Origin of the sequence: Candidatus Methanoperedens sp. (genome assembly GCA_027460525.1) — an archaeon.
Classification (GTDB): domain Archaea; phylum Halobacteriota; class Methanosarcinia; order Methanosarcinales; family Methanoperedenaceae; genus Methanoperedens.
In genome coordinates this window covers 29,883-49,553 of the sequence record JAPZAS010000034.1, presented here as the reverse complement: position 1 = coordinate 49,553, position 19,671 = coordinate 29,883, and the positions used below count along the sequence as shown (strand labels likewise).

Genomic DNA, 19,671 nt, shown 5'->3' with positions numbered 1-19,671 from the left:
ATTATCTAAAACATTTTACACAGGATAAAATAGTATCCTTTTCTTGCGTCAGTTTTTTTGCAAGTTCAATCCCGCTGGATAGATCGTCTGCATAGTAAATATTATTTTCAGTATTAACAAGGGGCTTCATCCTCTCACCTACAAGTACGAGAGCACCGAGTTCGTTCAGATGCTTGTGAATAAACTGGACAACACCTGAGGGGTCAAGCCCTTCGCATACCTCTCTTGCCTCTTCCCCGAGCACCATGACGATTCGTCCTGCCTGTGCCTGTGCAAACAGCAGTGCCTTCTTGGCATTCTGGATATCCAGTCCCGAGTTTGAGTTATCTATCAGCGTTCTTCCTGAAAGGAATGTTTTTATCATGCGCCCCACAGCGCCGCTAAATCCCAGGAGCGCGCTTTCGATAGTATCAGCATCCACATCCATTGCGAGAGCCGCCGCTGTTGCGCACACAAACGCAGTTTTATACGCGCTTATGTCATAACCGTGTGATTCAGGGATATGTATCCTGCCCTGCTTTTTGCCAAGGAAAAATGCTATCGTGTTAGTATCCTCATAATAGACATTGCAAGAGGCATCGACAGACTCTGTGAATGAAATAATTTCCAAATCCCTTCTGCAGGCACCGAAAAACCTCAAGGCATCATTGTTTATCACAAGTGTACTTTTGGGTTTTGCATTGAGTATCATCTGGCGCTTGGCATCGCTTGCAAGCTTTGTGTTGTTCGCAATTTTATAGTCATTGGCTATTGTGGTTATCACACCGATGTCGGCAGCCCCTGTTCCACCGAGTGAGATTTCAGATATTAATACGTCAAATTCAATTCCCGCCTCAGTAATGGAATCCAGTGCAGAAAGGATGCTGGCAGGGGTTATGCTCAATCCTTTTTTGATTACTGTTCCAGTACTCCAGTTTTCAACACCTCTGCTTGTGTGCGTGATGACTTTTTTTTCCTTTGATAAAATCTCTGCCAGTAGAATAGAAGTGCTTGTTTTTGCCTTCGTGCCTGTTATCTCAATCAGGGTTTTATCTTTGAGGTTGTACTCAGATAAAATTTCCCCTACGGCTGCATGGTGCGATAAAACAGGGATGTTGCTTTTAACAGCGTCCACAAGCATGGGATAGTTGCTATCAAGATGTACAGGCGCGATAATAACATCAAAATCCACTGCTTTCAGGGCATCCTGGGAAGTCCTGATGCCTTCGCTTTCCAGACCATCTAAATCTTCAGCACTCTGGGTCTTATATACATCTATCCCAACTACTTCGCTTACGATTTTCTTAAGTTTTTGTGCTATTACCCTGCCGCCGTGTGTTAAATCAAGTACTGCCACCCGGGATGATATATTAAAATACATTATTTTGAGAGAGCTTCTTTAGCCCTCTTGAATGCCAGTTCGGCAATTAGTTCATCGACTCCGAGAGGCTCCGAATAAACAAGTGCTACATCCTTGCCGTCGAGTTTTATTGTGGTTTTCCTGGATTGCCTGCTTACACCCAGGATCTGGGGTATATCTTCCATTGTATGAACGCCGTGCGCCAGGAAAATAGGGACAGCTACGATTGTGGTCACGCCGGTGCCCTTGAAGTCATCAAGACCTTCCTTCATCGTGGGATTATTCATGTTCATAAAACCTGTTCTAACCACCACGTTCTTGTATTTTTTAGCAATCAGCTCAGCAACTCCAGTAACCACTTCTTTATTATGCGGATGTTTGCTTCCATGCCCGAGCGCCAGAATTCCAATTTTTTCATTCATGAAAATCCTCGTATAATAGTGATAATTGAATGAGTTTTTATAGAGGTTACCTCTTATAACACTTTTGATTAGACGTTAACATATGCGAATAATAATACTCCGTCTCGGTCACCGCATCCAGAGAGACCAGAGAATAACCACCCATGTTGCCCTCACGGCGCGTGCTCTTGGTGCCGAGGGTATGCTCCTTGATTCTGAAGACAGGGGCATCGCGAAAAGTCTGGAAGAGGCATCATCGGCATGGGGCGGTTCATTCTATGTCAAAAATATCGCAGGCTGGAAAAGCGAGATTAAGAAATGGAAGGAAGCTGGAGGAAAAGTGCTGCATCTCACCATGTACGGCATCAATCTTCCGGATGTGGTACATGAAATAGCAGCCGACAAGCTTATGATTGTCGTGGGGGCTGAAAAGGTTCCGCCTGAGCTCTACGGGCTTGCGGACTGGAACGTAGCAATAGGCAACCAGCCGCACTCCGAGGTTGGTGCACTTGCAATTGCGCTTGACAGGCTTGCGGCGGCATGCGGCAAGGATGCTTTGAAAACGCAATTCACAGGCGGTGAGCTCAAGATCGTTCCCAAAAGGGCAGGAAAAGAGGTGAAGGGGAGATGAAAAACCCAAGGAAAGTCCTGGTTATAGCCAACAACGTGCGAAGTGTTGTAAGCTCTGCGAAAAAAGCAGGGTACTCGGTTTATGCCCTTGACCGTTTTGGGGATGTGGACATGCGAAGATGCGCCGACAAGGCTTTTCTTATTGAAAGCAGTCAAGAGGGTAAACTGCATGAACAGGCGGAATCATTTGGCGAGGTTGATATCGTAATTCTCGGACCGGGCTTTGAGAATTTAAAATTTGAAAATGTTTTTAATAACCCGGCAGAGGTTGTGGAAAAGGTGAGCGATAAGTCAAAGCTCCCGAAAAAATTAAAATCAATGGGCATCCCTCACCCTGAAACAGAATCAATAGGCAGGGCAGAAGGCTTAGGGTTCCCGCTTTTGATAAAACCGAAGTTTGGCTCTGGGGGTATGCGTAACATGATCATAAGAAACGGGGAGGAACTAACTCTGTTTAAAGAAAGAAGCGATGCTGGTGAGTTCATAGCCCAGGAATTTCTGGAAGGTATTCCCTGCAGCGCATCTATAATAAGCAATGGAGATGATGCAGTTGTGGTTGCAATAAACGAGCAGCTGATAGGGGTTCCATGGCTTACCAGATTACCGTTTGCTTACTGCGGCAATATCACGCCCTTTGATACAAAGTACCATGATGAAATGATACGCCATGCAAGGCAAATTACTCTTGAATTTGGGCTTCTGGGTTCAAACGGGGTGGATTTCATTTTGACTGATAAAGGCATCACGGTTATCGAGGTCAATCCGCGTTTCCAGGGAAGTATGGATACTGTGGAGCTCTCAACAGGAATAAACATTTTCGATGCGCACATAAAATCCTTTGCCGGGGAACTTCCAATATTGAAAGAACCATCATGTTTTGCTGCAAAGACCATTGTATATACAAATAAGAAAGTCGTGATAGACAAAAAAATCTCGGATGCTCTCACAGGATGCATGAATATGGGGAGAGCAGCCGACATTCCACAACAAGGGTCGGTAATACATCCCGACGAACCCATAACGACAGTGCTCGCAACTGCTAAAACCCGCTCATTGGTTTTAGAAAAGGTAGGGAAGAATTCGCGTTATATCAAAAATATTACGGAAGCTTAATGTCTTATAAAAACAAGAAAGGTACGGTGATATTTCTGGTTGATTTAAATGACCCTGTTATTAAAGGCTATCTAATAAACCTTGTAGGGGAAGAAGGTTTTAAAGTTGTAAAGAATATGCCCAAAGACGAGGTTACGGATGAAAAGATCGCAGAGGCAACGGGAGTTTTGCTGAATATTGTTCGAAGAACGCTGTTTATATTATATGAGAACAGGCTTGCAGTATACCGCAGGGAAAGAGATACAGATAGCGGCTGGCTGACATATTTATGGAAACTCGACATTGACAATTTAAACAGCCAGCTTGAGCTTGAAGCGAAAAAACTTTTGAGAAATCTCAAGACCAAGCTTGAATTTGAGCAAGACAAGGTATTCTATATATGCGAAAAGCAGGATGGACGTTTTCTTTTTGAACAGGCGGCTGAATTGGAATTTATATGTCCAATTTGCGGCGGGGAATTAAGATACGAGGAAAATGCCTCAACGATAAACGCCCTGAAACAAAGAATTTTGGAACTTGAAGAAATGACATCAAGCGCTTTAGTTTGATGAATGAAAAAGATGCAGTAGCTCTGCTCGTTAAATGCGGATGCTCCCCTGATATAATTGAGCACTGTAAAACCGTGGCGGAATATGCCAGGAAAATAGCAAGCAATATCAAAAAATGTGCTGAAAAGAAAAGACAATCGATAAATATCGATATTGAGGCTGTTTTTCTGGGGGGCTTGCTCCATGATATAGGCAGGTCAAGGACTCATGGAATAGACCATGCGGTTGTTGGTAGAAAGATAGCAATTGAAAACGGCTTGAGCGATAAACTTGTAAATATTATAGAAAGGCATATTGGGGCAGGGATTACCAAGGAAGATGCGGAGCTTCTCGGGCTTCCGATAAAGGATTACCTGCCAATCACGCTTGAAGAGAAAATAGTTGCACACGCAGACAATCTTGTTTCCGGTTCGAAAGTCGGCACACTGGATGAACTGGTTTTGAGTTTAAGAAAAAAACAGCTTGATGAAAAGATAATCAGGCGGATTATCGAATTAAACAACGAGATTTGTGCTATGATGTGTTAGTTTTTACTTAAAACGCTTTTTATAATATCCACGTATTCTTCCTTTAATGAGTATACTATGGGCGTTTTATAGGATTCCTTGTAGGCGTGTAGAATCCCGAGTTTTGAGTGGATGTATCCCAAGGTTGAGGCAACTGCACTGTAGGAAACCTTGAATTTGCGGTTGAGTTCATGGTACAACATGTCTACGGTTACCTTTTTCAATTTTAGCAATATATCGATTATGGATTTCCTGATGCCATCTATGTCAAGCTCAATATACATCTCAAGGCGCCTTTTTATTCTAAGCCTGAGCGACTCCATCGTATCACCCCTGATTTATGTAAAAATCCTTTTTTATAATATATATACTTTTCTACAATTAATTTTTAAATGGATAAATTTATAAATAATTTATATGCTTGTTATAGTTAAAGAAAATTAAGCCATGGTTTGCGAATTTCTGATGAGGTATGTTCACTCTAAATTTTCTGGATGTTTTATGAGCGATTAATTATTCAAATTCTTTATACCACAAAAAAAATATTTCAATACCGCGAAAAGTATAATTAATTACCGAAGCTTTTAAATGGAAACCAAACCTTAAAAGCGAGAGCTTCCCCAAGCCTCGGTGGCTCAGCCTGGCAGAGCGAGAGATTTGTAATCTCTAGGTCGAGGGTTCAAATCCCTCCCGGGGCTCTCTTTTGGTTAAACAATCAACACAGCAGAAAATGAAAAGATATAAGTAATGATTAAACATGGTTAAAGAAATCCGATCATTATGACAGCTTACTCCAAAAACTTCCTGATGCAGTTCATCAATCCAAAACCAGGGGATATAGAGATATGCGATGTTACATTGAGGGATGGGGAGCAGACGCCGGGAGTGGCTTTTACCAAAGAAGAGAAAATCGCAATCGCAGAAAAACTCGACAGTATCGGTATTGAGATAATTGAGGCAGGATTCCCCGTGGTGTCAAAAGCTGAAGAAGAAACAGTACGGGAGATTGCACATCTTGGGCTCGATGCCAGAGTATGCTGTCTTGCACGTTCTGTTGCGAAAGATGTGGATGTTGCTCTTCGCTGCGATGTGGATTTCGTGAGCATATTTATTGCAACATCGGATTTGCACCTTAAATATAAGTATCATAAGACGTTTGCAGAGACTGAATCGTGTGCCCTCGACGTGCTTGATTATGCAAAAGACCATGGTCTTACAGTGCGGTTTGCTGCCGAGGATGCCACACGTACCGACCTCAATGCGCTCAAATCCATATTCAGGTCTGCAGAAGAACACGGCGCGGATTACGTCAGCATTGCTGATACCGTGGGGGTATTGAATCCAAGCACAGCGTTCTTTCTTGTAAAGGAGATTAAGAAGACCGTGAAAACAAAGGTATGCCTCCACTGCCACAACGATCTGGGCATGGCAGTGGCAAATACGCTAAGCGGGGCCGAGGCAGGAGCTTTTCAGCTTCATACAACGGTCAACGGCATCGGGGAGAGGTGCGGAAATGCCGCACTTGAGGAGCTGCTTGTGAGCCTGCGGGTGCAGTATGGCATAGAAAGGTATGATGTGAGCCAGCTGATGGAATTATCAAGGCTCGTTGAACAATATTCAGGACTTGCGATTCCCAGGACTAAACCCATTGTAGGCGCCAATGCGTTTTCGCATGAATCAGGGATACATGTGGCAGCGGTGCTTGAGGAACCCATGACCTATGAATTATTTGCTCCTGAGATGGTAGGGGCAAAACGGGAAATAATCATAGGAAAGCATACGGGAACAAAGGCATTGAAGGGCGTTGTCCAGAAGATGGGTTATAATCTCACGCATGAGCAGATGTGCGAGCTTCTGGATAAGGTAAAGAAGTGCAGCGAGGCGAAGAAGCAGGTTTCTTGCGAGAGGCTTGAGGGGTTCATAAGGGAGCTGGAGTGAAGGGCGGGATTTTTCTGTTTCTTGCAAAAAATTAAATACTTTAAAAACCACAATATCCTTTGTGAACACAAAATGCTTAGTGAAACTGTAATCTCAAAGGGTTATCAAACTGTTGTACCTGCAAGGATAAGAAAAACCCATAAAATACTGCCCGGGGATGTTCTCGAATGGACAGAAAATGAAAAAGGGATACTGGTGCAGGTGAGGAAAAAAAGAACTATAAAGGACATAATCGGTATTGTAAAGACAGAAGGAGATGCGGTTGAGTCGAAGAAAAAAATCCAGAAAGGGCTTAAATGATTTTTGCCGACTCCTCATATTTTATCGCACTGGCAAGAGAGAAGGACAGGTGGCATAAGGATGCCCTGAAGCTCGCTGAAAAAATCAACGATCCACTTCTTGTTTCTGACCTTATTATCAGTGAAAGTGTTACGCTCGTAGGTTCGCTGGAAGGTGGAAAAGCTGGAAAGCTTCTTTATGAATACTTCATAGACAACTGTAAAATAGAGTTCATAGATAGTGAGATGCTGGCAAAAGGAATGGAGACGTTCTTAAAGTATGACGGTTCGATATCTCTTGCAGATGCGGTTTCTGTGGAAATAATGAAAGAAAACAGGATTAAAAGGATAATATCCTTTGACGGCGACTTTGATAAAGTAAGAGAAATCGAAAGGCTCCATTAGCGATACGAGATAAGGTTTCAAAGCTCTACTTCACTTTCTTCCTGATAACAGCCACATCCCCGAGCGTGGTTCCTCTTATGAACCCGCCCCCCCGCTGATTCTGTGAAGATACCCTCTCGGTCAATTTGATATTCAACGCGGTCTCAAGTTTTTTCCTGACAGTATCCTCGGGAATAAGCTCCTCGCGTTCGATCTTCCTGATAAGTGCAGCCTTCTCCATCATCTTCGCGGCAAGTGCTTCGATGGTCAATCCCTGGGATTCCCTGGCTTTCTTGATCATCGAAGCATAATCCGGGACGATTTCATCCTGAAGTTTATCAAAAGCATCTTTTCTTGGCTTGTGAGTCACAATAACCCTTTCAGTCGGCAATATTTTCCTGGACACAGGAGACCACTTATCTGTGGGTTTCCCGTAGCGTGCACATTTTCCGCATACGTCCAGAACACTTCCCTCAACCATAACACGAATCGGGTTTCCCTTTATATCACTGCCGCATATTTCGCATTGCATTTTCGACGAAAACTCTATATACCGTCCACGCTTAAATATCATTCTATACAATGTCTGAAACCCAGGAAAACCAGGAAAGCCCGATAGCAATGGGAAATAATGATTTCTCCCGCTATCTCATGGACAGGATAAAAACGCTTGAGGAGAGGAACAATCTTCTCAGGGAACAGACTAATAAGATAGAGCTTGAGAAACGTTTTACCGAGAGCCAGAACCTCAAGTACGAAAGGGAGTTAAGGCAATTAAAAAGCGAACTTGATAGATTAAAAACGCCACCGCTGGTGGTAGGAACTGTAGTTGATGCCCTCGATAGCGGTAAAGTAATTATAAGGAGCAGCACAGGTCCTCAGTTTGTGGTAGGTTCATCCCAGTTTATAAACGGTAGCGAGCTTATACCAGGGGCAGCAGTATCTTTGAATTACCAGACCCTTGCCGTGGTAGGAATTCTGCCTTCTTCGCGGGATCCTTTCGTGCACGGCATGGAGGTTATAGAGTCCCCGAATGTGTCGTATTCGGATATCGGCGGGCTGGATGAACAGATCCGTGAGCTTCGCGAAACTGTGGAAATGCCGCTCACCAAACCTGAAGTGTTCGAACGAATAGGGATAGAGCCTCCAAAAGGCGTATTATTGTACGGCGCCCCCGGGACAGGAAAAACCCTCCTTGCCAAGGCGGTGGCAAGCCAGACAAAAGCCACATTTATCAGGATTGTGGGCTCTGAACTTGTGCAGAAGTATATTGGTGAGGGCGCAAGGCTTGTCCGTGACCTGTTCAAAATGGCAAAAGAAAAGTCCCCGAGCATCATATTTATTGACGAGCTTGATTCCATCGGAGCAAAACGTCTTGATACAGCTACGTCTGGAGACAGGGAAGTCCAGCGCACCTTGATGCAACTGCTCTCAGAAATGGATGGTTTTAATGCACGTGGGAATATCAGGATTATCGCGGCAACAAACAGGCCTGACATCCTTGACCCAGCCTTACTTCGTCCCGGGAGGTTTGACAGATTCATATCAATCCCAATGCCCAGCAAGGAAGTGCGGGCAATAATTCTAAAAATCCATTCAAGAAGGATGAAGCTTTCAGAGGATGTTGATTTTGACGAACTCGCCTCTTTTACTGAAGGAGCGAACGGTTCTGATCTTAAAGCAATTGCGATGGAAGCCGGGATGTTTGCTGTAAGAGAAGAACGCCACAGCGTCGGAATGAATGATTTCCGGAATGCAATTAAAAAATTAATAATTCCCACTACAAAGCCCAATCTTCATTCCGAAGGAATGTTTGCCTGATTTGCGTGTGTAAGGCGATCTATTTCAAGAATTATCACCTGGTGGTTGTGTATAAAGCATTAAATGTACCGAGGCATCGATGGAAACAATAGCAACTATGCTTGAAAAAATCCTTGACGACCTGCAGGCAGTCGGGGGTATCGAACTATCTGCCATAGTTTCGAAACAGGGATTACTGATGGTTTATAAAGAAACAGCCACAGGGCTTAACAGTGAAGCGCTTGCTGCATTGACCGCTACTTTATATATATCTGCAGAATCCACGACCACGCGGCTCAGTAACCAGAAACCGAAATCTATTATAGTAGAAACAGAGGATAAGCATCTCATAACATATGCAGCAGGCCCGGATGCATTAATTGTGGTTCTGGTTGGAAACGAAGGCTATATCGGCTTGATTCTGAATGAGTTAAAAAAAGCTGCTGAGAAAGTCAAGAAACTCATTTGAAGCAGGCTCGAAAACTATAATATAACACACGACAGAAGTTATTTGGAGCTGAATGAGCCACTTGCGGTGGTCTCAGGATGCATAGCCGGGGGAAAAGGAGGTAAAAACTATGGAGAAGATTACTGTTTCAACCGAGGCATTTAAAGAGGGTGGGGATATCCCTGCGGAATATACCTGCGATGGTAGAGATGTTTCACCTTCACTGTCATGGAAAGGAATACCTGAAAATACAAAGAGCATCGCCCTGATAATGGATGACCCTGATGCTCCAGTGGGAACATTCGTTCACTGGGTGCTGTTCAACATTCCTGCAGGCACGCAGAAACTGCCCAAGGGAATGCCGAGAAGCCAAACCCTCGGCGACGGGAGCCGCCAGGGAATGACGGATTTCGGCAGGGCGGGTTACGGCGGTCCATGCCCTCCGAGAGGGACGCACAGGTATTATTTCAAGGTATACGCCCTTGATACAATGCTTGACCTGCCGCCTGGAGCAACCAAGAAACAGCTGGAAAACGCTATGAAAGGGCACGTGCTTGCACAGGGCGAGTTGATGGGGAAATACGAAAGATAGGGATGTGCGGGGGATGGGATTTGAATAACAGGTTCAATTCGCTTTTTTAGGGGCAGTGCGCCCACTATCACTTTTGCCCCTGAGGGCATAAAGAGGTATTTCTGAGTAATGAGAGATAAACTTATCGCTATGCGCCTATGCGAACATTATCATGTCGCCCTGCTCGTATCCGCCCATCATTTGCATCACAGACCCCATCATTCCACCGCCCATCATACCTCCAGGACCAATCCCTCCATAGCCGCCCAATTGTGGTGAATATCCAGCAGGATATCCCCTATAAGTGAGACCTGAGTATCCGGAGCTGAGAACCAATCCTGCAATGCCGATAATAATCAATATAACAGCCAATATACCAAGCGTTTTCTTATGCATAACTTACCTCCCAGTTCGATTCTATCTTCCAGAATAAAATAGTTTTGTTTCTTCATCAAGTTCCTCACAAAAAGACAAATCCGACCCACTGCAATAGAACTATTTCAATTCTCAAATCTGTTATTTCTTGGCTGTAGCATCCACTACCTTTTTGAGCTTGTTCTCAACCTGTTCTGCAATCGGTAAAAGCTTTGGATTGCCAACTTTTCCAAGCTGCACAGTAGGTAAGACCGCACTGATAAATGTTTTTCCACCTTGAACATAAACAATGACATTGCAGGGGAGCAGAACTCCGATATCTCGCTCGGCAGTTAGTGCCTGGTAAGCCAGCGGTGGATTACATGCTCCCAGGATTATGTAATCATCGAAGTCTACATTTAGTTTAGTCTTAAGAGTTTGCTTGACATCTATTTCTGTAAGGACTCCAAAACCTTCTTTTTTCAATTCATCCTTTACTTTTGCAACAGCATCAGCATAACCCAACGGAGCGGATTTTTTGTAGGTGTACATTTTAAATTTATCTCCATCTCTTTTTATAGCAGGTCTTTCTTTTTCTCTTCAAATTCTTCTTTACTTATCTCTCCCATAGCGTACTTTTTCTTCAGGATTTCAAGCGCAGATTCTTCTCCTCTTTTAGCTCTGCCGCCCTCCCATAAATATTTTATAAGCAGCACAAGTCCTATGATTACCAGTATCCAGAATATCAGCCCTAAAATCCAACATTCCATAGCCCATACCATAACCGTAACCGTCCATCATTCCAAATTGCATATTGACCTCCACAAATAGCAATTGATTTTATACTATAAAAAAACATTGTCGAGCAATAAACGAGATTGTGGACCACTTTGGGAGCGCCGGTAAAAGTGGGTTTGGTGATGAGGACACAAATCATAATTTATTCTTCTCACTGATCATACCTTATAGCATCTACAGGCCTCATCTTAGCTGCATGCCTGGCAGGGATTATCCCGGATACTATTCCTATCACAACCGAGAACCCGAGGGCAAAAAAGATAGTTCCTGTGGTGATTGTGGCTTTCAAATCCCCTCCAAAGCCAAGCGCCTGTATGCCAAGATAAGGGATTAGCAGGGAAATAGCAGAACCAAATATTACGCCTATGATTCCTCCTACAAGTCCGAATATTCCTGACTCGATAAGGAAAAGTTTCATGATTTCTCTTTGGCTGGCGCCCATCGCTTTCAGGAGTCCTATTTGTTTTGTGCGTTCCATAACCGACATGAACATGGTATTGGCTATTCCTATTGCTCCGACAAGTAATGAGACCGCAGCGATTGCGCTCAGGAAGAGGGACAGGGTCTGTGTCACGCTGCTCATCTGTTCACGGATAAGGGCCGATGCAATGACTGTAAAATCCTTTGTTCGCGGATTTACCTGTCTTGAGCTCATGAGTTTCTGTTCGATATCCGCATTAAGGTATTCAACGAGGGATGCGTCCGAGGCTTTAATGACTATAGATGTAAACTGATTATTTGCTACTTTTTCCGTGATAACTTCTCTTGCCATCTCGGCAGGCATATAAATCCCTGTATCGCTGCTGCCCCCGAATCCTCCGGACTGCTTGAGAATACCTACAACCCTGAAGTTTTTACCTTCTATGGTAATCGGGCGGTTAAGCGTTATGGGTTGAAGGAAAGTACCATGGGCAAGACTGTACCCCACTACAATTGAATTTGAATCCCCTGCCTGAAGATACCTTCCATCATCTATTCCTGTATTATCTATCAGTCTCCAGACTGAAGTATCAACTCCAGTTACAGACACTACTGTTTTCTCATTATCGTATTTGAGGTCTGCCTTGCCGGAAACGAGCCCGTTCACGTACATAACACCCGGGACCTGTTTAATTACCCTGTAATCTTTATCTGTGAGGTTGATCGAAGAACTCGTACTGACAGACCTGTCGGTATGCATTTCGCTGTGTACGCCAGCAGCTCTGAAGTATCCAGGGATGACAGTTATTATATCAGCGCCGAAACCTCCGAGCCTCTGCTGCACATTCTCCTGCATTCCCTGCCCTATGGATATAATGGCTACAACCGAAGCGACGCCTATAATTACACCCACGATGGTAAGCCAGCTTCTCATCCTGCTTTTCCTAACATGGGAAAGAGACAGCAGGAAAATATCCAGAAGCCTCATTTTCGTCTCTGTCTCTGGAATTTCAGCCTCTGGTACATTTCAGAAATGCTCTTACGTTGCGAGAAGCCAATGATACTGAGTAACGCAATTCCAAGGTAGGGAGCAAAGCTGGCTGCCTGTTTGGAGGTATTTGATGTGCCGCCGCTGTGCATGATCCATCGAAGCACTGGATGCTGTTTGTTTATTCCGTGGGCATGAGCCTCCCCATGCTCTCCATAGCCTATTATGGCAAGAAGGTTACAGCCAGATACCAGTGGTTCGTGAAGCGCGGACCTATGCTTAAAAAACTCTCGGGGCTCGTGCTCATAGTAATTGGAATTATGCTGCTGTTCAATATAGATAAGCTGATAATAAAGGCGCTCTCACCATATTTCCCGACCACGGTTTACGGGATATGAATTAAGAAAGTCTTAATTCTAATGGTGAAGTGATTCCAGTCCCAACATTATTAATCGTCCTGCATCTTTCTGGTTTTCATTGCCATTATCAGGATTATCCCGATTGCAAAGAGTACGATACCAATCCACGCAAAGTCGATAGCAGGTTTTATTTGCAGTGTCAGGGGAACATAAATATCATTGGTTTTTGCAATGGCGCCCTGAGAGATTATACTCCCGCCCAGTCCCTGGAAAATGACGTAAACTTCCGTGCCTGTTATGCTGCTGTCCACCATCGGGAAGGTGCCGCTTCCGCCTTTCCCTGCAAGATATTCGGCAGTTCCGCTTCCGATTTTCCTGTCGTTCTGGTAAACCTCAAGTTTGACGCTCTGGACATTATATCTGCCCGATGCCGGTGTCTCGCTGATCTCATCAGGACTGGAGAATATAATGAGGTCGTAGGTATAGTTGGTAGATGGGCTCGTAAAACCAGGAATCAGAGAGCCTGTTATTGTTAACTGGCTACCCTCAGAAATGGTCATGGGCTCTGAGCTCTGTGTTACTGCCCAGAGGGTTCCCGTTCCATCATCGAGTTGAAAATATGTTGTGTATGCAACAGGTGGAGTCTTGGACTGTGTATTCACGACTGCGGTGACTTTACCGCTGACCTGAACGTTATTAGCATAATTCTCTGGATTAGTGAGTATATCCGATATCCTTACACCGGGATTGGTTGTCGCTTGAGTCAAGCTGCCGGTTGAATAATCAACAACCCTGATGCCGTAACCACCGCCAACGTCCACCAGTTGTCCTTTCGCTGCAAGCGGTATATTGATTCCCTGTATTTTTGTGTCTAATGTAGAGCTTACAACCGCGCCAAAAATTATGAATACCACGCCAAAGTGCACCATTGCCAGGCCTATGCTTTTTATCCTGGGGCGCATGCTTTTCAGACGCAGGTAATCTGCCAATCGCTGGTACGTGGATGCGGCTGCGTATATTAAGGGTGGGAAAAGGGAGAGGAGAGAGATTGAGCCTATCAATTTATAGATAGCAGGCTCCCTTACAAAGAATGGGCTGGTATGGTCAAGCACGTAGAAAGTCTGTGTCCTGGCAAACATGGTTAGTAGTGTTATGGCGGTCACTGCAAACAGCGTTTGCTTCTGTTTTTCTTTCTGCGATTCCTTGTAGTTTAAACAGAATCCCATCGCAAGAAGCAGTATTATTGTGAAAGGATAGCTCCATACGTTGAAGAAATTCTTGGTATCGGAAGCCACGTTTACCTTCAGGTTCTGTGTTATCTGGATGAACGCAGGGAAGGTGATTCCCCAGAAGGATATGAAAGCAAGTATCACGAATAAGAGTAAACTTATGTAGAAGATGTTCCTCTTGCTCCACAATCCCCAGTCCTCTTCTACCTTTTCAGGCTCGCCAAGATACCTTTTCATGCCAAGGGCAATGGATACAACCGAGGTGATGACGATTGAACCGAGAAGCAGTGTGCCTGTGGAAGTCTCACCGAAGGCGTGAACTGAATTGAAAAGCCCGCTTCTGACAACGATGGCTGCATACAAGACCAGAATGAATGAAACCGCAGCCAGTATCGGTGCAGCTATTGAGAAGGTTGTTTTATTCTTCCTGTGAACGGCGGCTGCATGAAGAAAGCCCGTGAGCGTAAGCCATGGGATAAACGACGCGGTCTCAACAGGGTCCCATGCCCAGAACCCCCCCCAGCCTAATACTAAATACGCCCAGACGCCGCCCACCGCTATGCCCATTCCAAGGAACAGCCAGGTGAACCTTGCCCACTGCCTGCTTAATTCCTCCCAGCCGTCATCTTTTGTAAGCAGATATACGATGGCTGCTGCAAATGGTATGGTTATGGCTGCATAGCCGATGAACATCAACGGCGGATGAACTATCATCCAGAAGTTTACGAGCAGGGTGTTCAAACCGTTGCCGTCTGGAGGCACAAAATTAGGTGGCAGGGTGCCCTTTGCGATTAAATCAACAAGCTCTGGCCTCTCGAGTATGGGCTTAAATGGGGTCTGGATCAGTGTGAGTATTATCAAGTATATTCCTATCAATACAGTAATTATTTGCGTTCTCCTTGCCAGAGCATTTGCATGCTTTGTGGTTTGTGCGAGCCATGCTGCGGAAAGGAATACCACCCATACCCATAAAAGATACGTGCCTTGTTGCCCTGCCCATGTGCCTGATATTTTATAGATTAAAGGAAGGTCACGGCTGGAATACGTCCACACATAATCGTAGGTAAAATCGCTCGCCACGAAATAATACGTCAGGAGCAGATAGGCAAAGGTGAGAAGCCCAGTTGTTAAAAATATCAGAGGCGAGGCAAACCTTGCCAGGATGTCGCTATTTAGCCGTTCTTTCAATAACAGCCCTAAAAGTGCGACTGCGCTCACCACAAGGCTGATATAGAGTATTGCATTACCGAGGGTTATCATGTTATTTGCTCCTTATCGTATCTCTCACCTGCGTCACTATGGGGAGTAAATATCCTGCATCCACAGCGCCGGGCACTCGTTGAAGCACGTTACCTTTTGCGTCCATGAAAATTAAATAAGGTGGATAGCTCACGCCGTATGTGTTCGCCATATCCCTATCCACATCGAGATCCATTGCCACGAGAACATAATCATTTTCCAGTATTTTTTTTACCTGCGGATTCCCCAGAGTATCTGTCTGGAATTTCGCGCAGTACTGGCACCATACTGCCCAGAAATACATCAGAATCGGCTTGTTTTCCTGCTGGGCTTTCTGGAATCCTTTGTCAAGGCCAGCTGCTGAATGATACCATGTAAGACCCCCGAGGTAACTATAGTTTTTATCGGTCAGCCTGAAATCCTTGAGGGCGATATTGTAGGAGCCGTATGCCATGGATATGATTAATATCAATACAAGTATTGTCTGCAGTTTCTTGGTTTTCATATGTTGACCTCTAATTAGTCGAATTTAATATAAGTGTATCTGCTTTTTGTTTTTCTCGTCGTTTTTTTTCAATATATTCTTTGTAATCATATACTTTACGATATGTGTAAACTCATATTATGGGTATTGTCAGAATCTTTAATCCTATGAGGAAATAAACAGCAGAAACAATACCTATTGCAATCATGCTCTGCTGTAACTCTTTTTTATTGTTTGATAACTTTTTGCTGATAAGATAGCCTGCCCATACAGTAAAAAGAAACCCTGCTACCAGTAATAGAATCTGCACCTGATTTATGGTGTCAAAGTCTACGGAGAATTCCCATACTTGCCCGAAAAATCCCCCTATCTTTCCTGCGATGAAAAACAGCCCTTTGAGCAATCTGAACATGTTTTCTGCGAGATAAACGGTAAGGCTGAGGGGAATGAAGGCATAGGACAGCTCTATAAACTTCTGCTTCGTACTCTTACCTGAGAAGGATGCCCTCGTAGAGAGGTACATCAAGCCTGCTGCGCCCAGTGTTATCAGTGCGAATATGATAATAGCCCACATATTCCTCCAGTAGAGGTCAAGGAAAGTGATAGAATTGTAGGGAAGTGTGGATTTGACAAAATTGATGATCATATTTCTGAACTGGAAGCGCTCCATTCCCATTACAAAGAGAAATATTACAATAATGCCGTGGACCAAATAGGCTTCATCAAGATGCTTTTTATTCGATTTTATTATATCTGCTCCGGGAAGCCTCGGACTTATTCGTATGTTGTCCTGTGAACATGATTTCACACATTCCATGCACATGATGCAGTAATTGTTGCGCTCTATCGTCTGCGGGAATTCCCCGACAGGACAGGCTTTCCCTGCCTCGTTTCCAATAACGCATTCTTTTATATCATGGTCTGCGCAAGTTTTCCTTGACTTGCAGCGAAGCTCTATTGCCGAGAGCATGGAGAAAACCCCGAGCACTAATCCGATAGGACAGATATAGCGGCAGAAACTTCGTTTTTCATATACTACCGCCATCACCACTGCCAGGCCCGTGAAGAACAAAAGCAGATAGGCAGTGTTGGGTGGATTCCTTGTGAACATAAAAAGATGGCGCTCGCCTGCGAAGATGAAAAGGAAGAAGATGACTGCAACCCAGAGATTGCGGTACTTTTCAGGATATTTCCGCTTAAGGCTGAACACGGACTGCGTCCAATCAACCGATGCACCTATCGGGCATGCGAAGCACCAGAACCTGGCGAAAATGATTATAGTGAAAACAAGGAGGGGATGCCAGATATCCCATATCATGGTTGTTGCAAAGGGTATCCCCCCGCGGAAGCGAAGGTCAGGCTCGCTCGAAAGACCGAAATAGATTATGATTAAAAGCGCAATAAGAAAAATTAAATTAATGGCTGGTCTGAAAAACCTGTTTTTGACCAGGTTCCTGAAATAGTAAACATCCAGCAGATCGGATTTTTCGTCGTTTTTATCCATGTACCTCAAATATAGCTGTGGAAGACATAAAAGAATCAAGCACTGAAACGGGTGGCCACGGCGTTATCACTGTTGCCATGCCTGCTATGAAAACCAGGAATATGGAAGGTGCTGGCATTAACCGAAGACCGATATCTCAAATCCGTACTGCTGAGTGGCTTCAGCAATAAAATTATTCAGGTTAGAGGTCGTTTTTATAACCAGTATATTATTTTCCTGGCTCACTTCATAAGACTTAAACCCGCGAGATAGGCTTGATTTTTTCAATTCGTTGAATTTCGCCAGCGGTGCTATGCTGTTATCCTTGATTCTAAATGCGATTTCTCCCTTTACTTCTCCAAGTATGCCTGTTTCGGATTTTACTATTCCAATATAACTCGCATCCGCAAATGAAGGTGCTGTGGTATTTATCTTTGCAAATCCCGCATTTTCATCGTCCACTTTTTCCAGGATGGATTTAAATTGGTCATATGCATTCGCATTAGTTGTAGAATTTATAAAGAGAGCCTGAACACTATTGGTTTTATCTTTAGAATCAAATATAAATGGCCGTGTAGAAACGATATTGTCAGCATCTGCTCCGGCATTTGATATAACATTTGCGTTTGCTTTGCCAACATCATGCAGTTCTACCCATGAGCCGTCGGGATATTCTGAATTCAGCATCGCTATAATTTGCGTTCCGTAAAAATTCGTATCATGCATAAATTTCTGCTCAAATCCTATTCCCTGTTTCAGATTCGCAAAATATGCCCATGTAATCCCGGGTGGAATAAGTTTCAAACCGTCACTTAATGATTTGAAATTATCAGGCAGGGAGAGTGCGGATAAGTCGATTGTCGGTGTCAGTGCTGGTGTTGCCAGCGTTCCTGCAAGTTTCGGTTGCAGGATTGGTATATAATCATCTCTTACAGCGGGTGTATTTGTCATCATTGCCCCTATTTTGCTGTACTCCTGGTCTATCAGCGCCCTTGCCTCCATGAGCGTCTTGCCTTCGGCTAGATATTCCTGGACTTTAGTGGCTTCTCCTACGCAGACATCACAGAATGAGGCATGTTCGTCGTATTGCCATTTATCATTAATATAGCAGTCCCTCAGAAAGCGATGCGGCTTGTAATCCGAGGCTTCGCTGCCGTGAGACCCGCAGCCGCAGTAGCATGGTATTTGCTCAAGTATTTCTGGATGTTCGGTTGCGTATTGATAAGCTTTCAATGTTATCGGGTTGGTATAAGCAAAACTTGGAAGTTTTACTCCGCTTTCTGATGGTTTCGTCGTGGTTTGTCCACCTGATAAAACAGCATACGCTATTCCAGCAATTACTAATAGCGCTACTATGCCGATGATTAATGTACTGCTTCCTTTCTTTTTCGGAATTTTTTCACTTTTTGCTTTTACGTTTTTCGCTTTCTTTTCGGGCTTCATTTTTCCGCCTCTTTTATTTTGCTAATCCCCGTATTTAAATACGGGGTCTTTTACAATGTTCAGAAATGTTTCTGTATCCGTATATCCCGGTATTCTTTTTATCTCAGTGCCGTTTGAGTCAAGAAATATCTCGGTTGGTGTTCCAAATACTCTGAAATTTCTGGTCTCATTTTTTTGTTTGTCCACATCTATGGAAACCGATATGAAGTTTTCGTTTAATGTCTTGATTACGCTCTGGTTTGTGAAGCTTTCCTCTTCGAATTTCTTGCACCAGCCGCAGTATTGCGACCATGCATACACGAATACCGGCTTGCCCTGTACTTTTGCAGCTTCGAGCGCCGCAGTGAGGTTGGTATCGAATTTCACTCCTTTTAACGTCAGTTTGCCGGCATCAGAGCCAGTTGATTGCGCCAGGTAGCCTGCGAATAGCACAAGCAGGGCAAGCAATACGTAAATCCATTTCTTCACATCTATCTCAGTTTACAATACATGTAAAGTAATATAAGGATTGTGGTTTGAACCGATGCCTGTAGTTCATTTCGGAATAATAAAAAAGATTGAGGAACCTGATGGCTCCTCTGCACAATTTAAAGGCTTTTAAGTGACGTCAGTAGTACCCGTACCCTCCGCCTCCGTACATTCCAGAAGTAGTTGCCGTCGCTGTCGGGCTGGCTTTTATTGATAATATCAGGTGCAAAACAACATTGACAGGTTTGGACGTGCATTTGTTGTAACTTGTTTTAATTGGCATTGTGTTTTATCTACTGAAAACATCAAGAATATTTAGAAATTTTAAAGCAAATTAGGTTTTAACTTAATTTTTATAAACCGCAACCTACATAAAAAAAGAAGTTTCTAATAATCAATCAGTGACCGGACTCCTAATTCATTTTTCCTATTGCCGGTCACAACCACCTC

At 44.0% G+C, this 19,671-nt stretch carries 25 protein-coding genes and 1 tRNA gene; 12 read left to right on the top strand and 14 right to left on the bottom strand.

Annotated elements, in window-relative coordinates:
• Position 1: 1 nt before the first annotated feature.
• A complete protein-coding gene (gene cfbE / locus O8C68_12345; GenBank protein ID MCZ7396580.1) occupies positions 2–1,336 on the bottom strand; it encodes a coenzyme F430 synthase in 1,335 nt (444 codons plus the stop codon).
• A 23-nt stretch (positions 1,337–1,359) separates the two neighbouring features.
• A complete protein-coding gene (gene cfbA, locus O8C68_12340) occupies positions 1,360–1,761 on the bottom strand; it encodes a sirohydrochlorin nickelochelatase (GenBank protein ID MCZ7396579.1) in 402 nt (133 codons plus the stop codon).
• Between the two features lie 82 nt (positions 1,762–1,843).
• On the opposite strand from cfbA, the gene O8C68_12335 reads away from it, so the two are divergent.
• The 4 genes from O8C68_12335 to O8C68_12320 are packed head-to-tail and all read left to right on the top strand — an operon-like array spanning position 1,844 to position 4,558.
• Entirely contained in the window at positions 1,844–2,371 is a 528-nt protein-coding gene (locus tag O8C68_12335) for a tRNA (cytidine(56)-2'-O)-methyltransferase (protein MCZ7396578.1), read from the top strand.
• A complete protein-coding gene (locus O8C68_12330; protein MCZ7396577.1) occupies positions 2,368–3,483 on the top strand; it encodes an ATP-grasp domain-containing protein in 1,116 nt (371 codons plus the stop codon). Before O8C68_12335 ends, O8C68_12330 begins: the two co-directional genes overlap by 4 nt.
• A 35-nt stretch (positions 3,484–3,518) precedes the next feature.
• Positions 3,519–4,031, top strand: a complete 513-nt coding sequence (locus O8C68_12325) for a transcription factor (GenBank protein MCZ7396576.1) — start codon at positions 3,519–3,521, stop codon at positions 4,029–4,031.
• The gene (locus tag O8C68_12320) at positions 4,031–4,558 is read left to right on the top strand and encodes a TIGR00295 family protein (protein ID MCZ7396575.1); all 528 of its coding nucleotides are present in this window, start codon (positions 4,031–4,033) and stop codon (positions 4,556–4,558) included. The genes O8C68_12325 and O8C68_12320 overlap by 1 nt, the downstream gene beginning before the upstream one ends.
• On the opposite strand, the gene O8C68_12315 is transcribed toward O8C68_12320, so the two are convergent.
• Complete coding sequence (locus O8C68_12315; GenBank protein MCZ7396574.1) at positions 4,555–4,860, bottom strand: DUF2551 domain-containing protein; 306 nt, start codon at positions 4,858–4,860, stop codon at positions 4,555–4,557. The genes O8C68_12320 and O8C68_12315 overlap by 4 nt on opposite strands.
• Positions 4,861–5,161: 301 nt before the next feature.
• Here O8C68_12315 and O8C68_12310 point away from each other — a divergent pair.
• From O8C68_12310 to O8C68_12295, 4 genes are all read left to right on the top strand, one after another.
• Positions 5,162–5,235: transfer RNA gene (locus tag O8C68_12310), tRNA-Thr, on the top strand.
• 82 nt (positions 5,236–5,317) lie between these two features.
• Complete coding sequence (locus O8C68_12305; GenBank protein ID MCZ7396573.1) at positions 5,318–6,475, top strand: homocitrate synthase family protein; 1,158 nt, start codon at positions 5,318–5,320, stop codon at positions 6,473–6,475.
• Between the two features lie 72 nt (positions 6,476–6,547).
• Complete coding sequence (locus O8C68_12300) at positions 6,548–6,775, top strand: hypothetical protein (protein MCZ7396572.1); 228 nt, start codon at positions 6,548–6,550, stop codon at positions 6,773–6,775.
• Positions 6,772–7,158: a PIN domain-containing protein gene (locus O8C68_12295; protein ID MCZ7396571.1), complete on the top strand. Its 387-nt coding sequence runs from the start codon at positions 6,772–6,774 to the stop codon at positions 7,156–7,158. Before O8C68_12300 ends, O8C68_12295 begins: the two co-directional genes overlap by 4 nt.
• A gap of 25 nt (positions 7,159–7,183) precedes the next feature.
• Here the strand turns inward: O8C68_12295 and O8C68_12290 are convergent, their stop codons facing one another.
• Positions 7,184–7,669, bottom strand: a complete 486-nt coding sequence (locus tag O8C68_12290; GenBank protein MCZ7396570.1) for a multiprotein bridging factor aMBF1 — start codon at positions 7,667–7,669, stop codon at positions 7,184–7,186.
• Positions 7,670–7,719: 50 nt separating this feature from the next.
• Here O8C68_12290 and O8C68_12285 point away from each other — a divergent pair, with 50 nt between their 5' ends.
• From O8C68_12285 to O8C68_12275, 3 genes are all read left to right on the top strand, one after another.
• Positions 7,720–8,958, top strand: coding sequence for a proteasome-activating nucleotidase (locus O8C68_12285; protein ID MCZ7396569.1), 1,239 nt, complete (start codon positions 7,720–7,722; stop codon positions 8,956–8,958).
• A gap of 79 nt (positions 8,959–9,037) precedes the next feature.
• Positions 9,038–9,406 carry a roadblock/LC7 domain-containing protein gene (locus O8C68_12280; GenBank protein ID MCZ7396568.1) on the top strand — a complete coding sequence of 123 codons (369 nt, stop codon included), beginning with the start codon at positions 9,038–9,040 and terminating at the stop codon, positions 9,404–9,406.
• Positions 9,407–9,515: 109 nt separating this feature from the next.
• On the top strand, positions 9,516–9,977 hold the full coding sequence (locus O8C68_12275) for a YbhB/YbcL family Raf kinase inhibitor-like protein (GenBank protein ID MCZ7396567.1): 462 nt from the start codon (positions 9,516–9,518) through the stop codon (positions 9,975–9,977).
• 135 nt (positions 9,978–10,112) lie between these two features.
• Here O8C68_12275 and O8C68_12270 read toward each other — a convergent pair whose 3' ends face one another.
• The 4 genes from O8C68_12270 to O8C68_12255 all read right to left on the bottom strand — a co-directional run bounded on the left by O8C68_12270 (position 10,113) and on the right by O8C68_12255 (position 12,516).
• On the bottom strand, positions 10,113–10,352 hold the full coding sequence (locus tag O8C68_12270; GenBank protein ID MCZ7396566.1) for a hypothetical protein: 240 nt from the start codon (positions 10,350–10,352) through the stop codon (positions 10,113–10,115).
• Positions 10,353–10,472: 120 nt separating this feature from the next.
• A complete protein-coding gene (locus O8C68_12265; GenBank protein ID MCZ7396565.1) occupies positions 10,473–10,862 on the bottom strand; it encodes a DUF302 domain-containing protein in 390 nt (129 codons plus the stop codon).
• Positions 10,863–10,885: 23 nt separating this feature from the next.
• Positions 10,886–11,080 (bottom strand): SHOCT domain-containing protein, encoded by a 195-nt coding sequence (locus O8C68_12260; GenBank protein MCZ7396564.1) that lies wholly within the window; start codon positions 11,078–11,080, stop codon positions 10,886–10,888.
• Between the two features lie 179 nt (positions 11,081–11,259).
• Positions 11,260–12,516: an ABC transporter permease gene (locus tag O8C68_12255; protein MCZ7396563.1), complete on the bottom strand. Its 1,257-nt coding sequence runs from the start codon at positions 12,514–12,516 to the stop codon at positions 11,260–11,262.
• Between the two features lie 146 nt (positions 12,517–12,662).
• On the opposite strand from O8C68_12255, the gene O8C68_12250 reads away from it, so the two are divergent.
• Complete coding sequence (locus O8C68_12250) at positions 12,663–12,914, top strand: hypothetical protein (protein MCZ7396562.1); 252 nt, start codon at positions 12,663–12,665, stop codon at positions 12,912–12,914.
• 50 nt (positions 12,915–12,964) lie between these two features.
• On the opposite strand, the gene ccsA is transcribed toward O8C68_12250, so the two are convergent.
• From ccsA to O8C68_12220, 6 genes are all read right to left on the bottom strand, one after another.
• On the bottom strand, positions 12,965–15,364 hold the full coding sequence (gene ccsA / locus O8C68_12245; protein ID MCZ7396561.1) for a cytochrome c biogenesis protein CcsA: 2,400 nt from the start codon (positions 15,362–15,364) through the stop codon (positions 12,965–12,967).
• Between the two features lies 1 nt (position 15,365).
• On the bottom strand, positions 15,366–15,848 hold the full coding sequence (locus O8C68_12240; protein ID MCZ7396560.1) for a thioredoxin family protein: 483 nt from the start codon (positions 15,846–15,848) through the stop codon (positions 15,366–15,368).
• A gap of 112 nt (positions 15,849–15,960) precedes the next feature.
• Positions 15,961–17,331 (bottom strand): 4Fe-4S binding protein, encoded by a 1,371-nt coding sequence (locus O8C68_12235; GenBank protein ID MCZ7396559.1) that lies wholly within the window; start codon positions 17,329–17,331, stop codon positions 15,961–15,963.
• Positions 17,332–17,448: 117 nt separating this feature from the next.
• Entirely contained in the window at positions 17,449–18,753 is a 1,305-nt protein-coding gene (locus tag O8C68_12230; GenBank protein MCZ7396558.1) for a PCYCGC motif-containing lipoprotein, read from the bottom strand.
• Positions 18,754–18,774: 21 nt separating this feature from the next.
• Positions 18,775–19,221 (bottom strand): thioredoxin fold domain-containing protein, encoded by a 447-nt coding sequence (locus tag O8C68_12225; GenBank protein ID MCZ7396557.1) that lies wholly within the window; start codon positions 19,219–19,221, stop codon positions 18,775–18,777.
• 139 nt (positions 19,222–19,360) lie between these two features.
• Positions 19,361–19,504, bottom strand: a complete 144-nt coding sequence (locus tag O8C68_12220) for a hypothetical protein (protein ID MCZ7396556.1) — start codon at positions 19,502–19,504, stop codon at positions 19,361–19,363.
• Positions 19,505–19,671 lie beyond the last annotated feature (167 nt).

Excerpts from the sequence above, each read along its gene's own strand:
- O8C68_12220 (MCZ7396556.1), bottom strand. The coding sequence starts at position 19,504 with ATGCCAATTAAAACAAGTTACAACAAATGCACGTCCAAACCTGTCAAT.
- O8C68_12335 (MCZ7396578.1), top strand. The coding sequence starts at position 1,844 with ATGCGAATAATAATACTCCGTCTCGGTCACCGCATCCAGAGAGACCAG.
- O8C68_12275 (MCZ7396567.1), top strand. The coding sequence starts at position 9,516 with ATGGAGAAGATTACTGTTTCAACCGAGGCATTTAAAGAGGGTGGGGAT.
- O8C68_12315 (MCZ7396574.1), bottom strand. The coding sequence starts at position 4,860 with ATGGAGTCGCTCAGGCTTAGAATAAAAAGGCGCCTTGAGATGTATATT.
- O8C68_12285 (MCZ7396569.1), top strand. The coding sequence starts at position 7,720 with ATGTCTGAAACCCAGGAAAACCAGGAAAGCCCGATAGCAATGGGAAAT.
- O8C68_12230 (MCZ7396558.1), bottom strand. The coding sequence starts at position 18,753 with ATGAAGCCCGAAAAGAAAGCGAAAAACGTAAAAGCAAAAAGTGAAAAA.
- O8C68_12260 (MCZ7396564.1), bottom strand. The coding sequence starts at position 11,080 with ATGGAATGTTGGATTTTAGGGCTGATATTCTGGATACTGGTAATCATA.
- O8C68_12270 (MCZ7396566.1), bottom strand. The coding sequence starts at position 10,352 with ATGCATAAGAAAACGCTTGGTATATTGGCTGTTATATTGATTATTATC.
- O8C68_12290 (MCZ7396570.1), bottom strand. The coding sequence starts at position 7,669 with ATGCAATGCGAAATATGCGGCAGTGATATAAAGGGAAACCCGATTCGT.
- O8C68_12235 (MCZ7396559.1), bottom strand. The coding sequence starts at position 17,331 with ATGGATAAAAACGACGAAAAATCCGATCTGCTGGATGTTTACTATTTC.
- cfbA (MCZ7396579.1), bottom strand. The coding sequence starts at position 1,761 with ATGAATGAAAAAATTGGAATTCTGGCGCTCGGGCATGGAAGCAAACAT.
- O8C68_12320 (MCZ7396575.1), top strand. The coding sequence starts at position 4,031 with ATGAATGAAAAAGATGCAGTAGCTCTGCTCGTTAAATGCGGATGCTCC.
- O8C68_12295 (MCZ7396571.1), top strand. The coding sequence starts at position 6,772 with ATGATTTTTGCCGACTCCTCATATTTTATCGCACTGGCAAGAGAGAAG.
- O8C68_12265 (MCZ7396565.1), bottom strand. The coding sequence starts at position 10,862 with ATGTACACCTACAAAAAATCCGCTCCGTTGGGTTATGCTGATGCTGTT.
- O8C68_12255 (MCZ7396563.1), bottom strand. The coding sequence starts at position 12,516 with ATGAGGCTTCTGGATATTTTCCTGCTGTCTCTTTCCCATGTTAGGAAA.
- O8C68_12240 (MCZ7396560.1), bottom strand. The coding sequence starts at position 15,848 with ATGAAAACCAAGAAACTGCAGACAATACTTGTATTGATATTAATCATA.
- ccsA (MCZ7396561.1), bottom strand. The coding sequence starts at position 15,364 with ATGATAACCCTCGGTAATGCAATACTCTATATCAGCCTTGTGGTGAGC.
- O8C68_12305 (MCZ7396573.1), top strand. The coding sequence starts at position 5,318 with ATGACAGCTTACTCCAAAAACTTCCTGATGCAGTTCATCAATCCAAAA.
- O8C68_12330 (MCZ7396577.1), top strand. The coding sequence starts at position 2,368 with ATGAAAAACCCAAGGAAAGTCCTGGTTATAGCCAACAACGTGCGAAGT.
- O8C68_12300 (MCZ7396572.1), top strand. The coding sequence starts at position 6,548 with ATGCTTAGTGAAACTGTAATCTCAAAGGGTTATCAAACTGTTGTACCT.
- O8C68_12280 (MCZ7396568.1), top strand. The coding sequence starts at position 9,038 with ATGGAAACAATAGCAACTATGCTTGAAAAAATCCTTGACGACCTGCAG.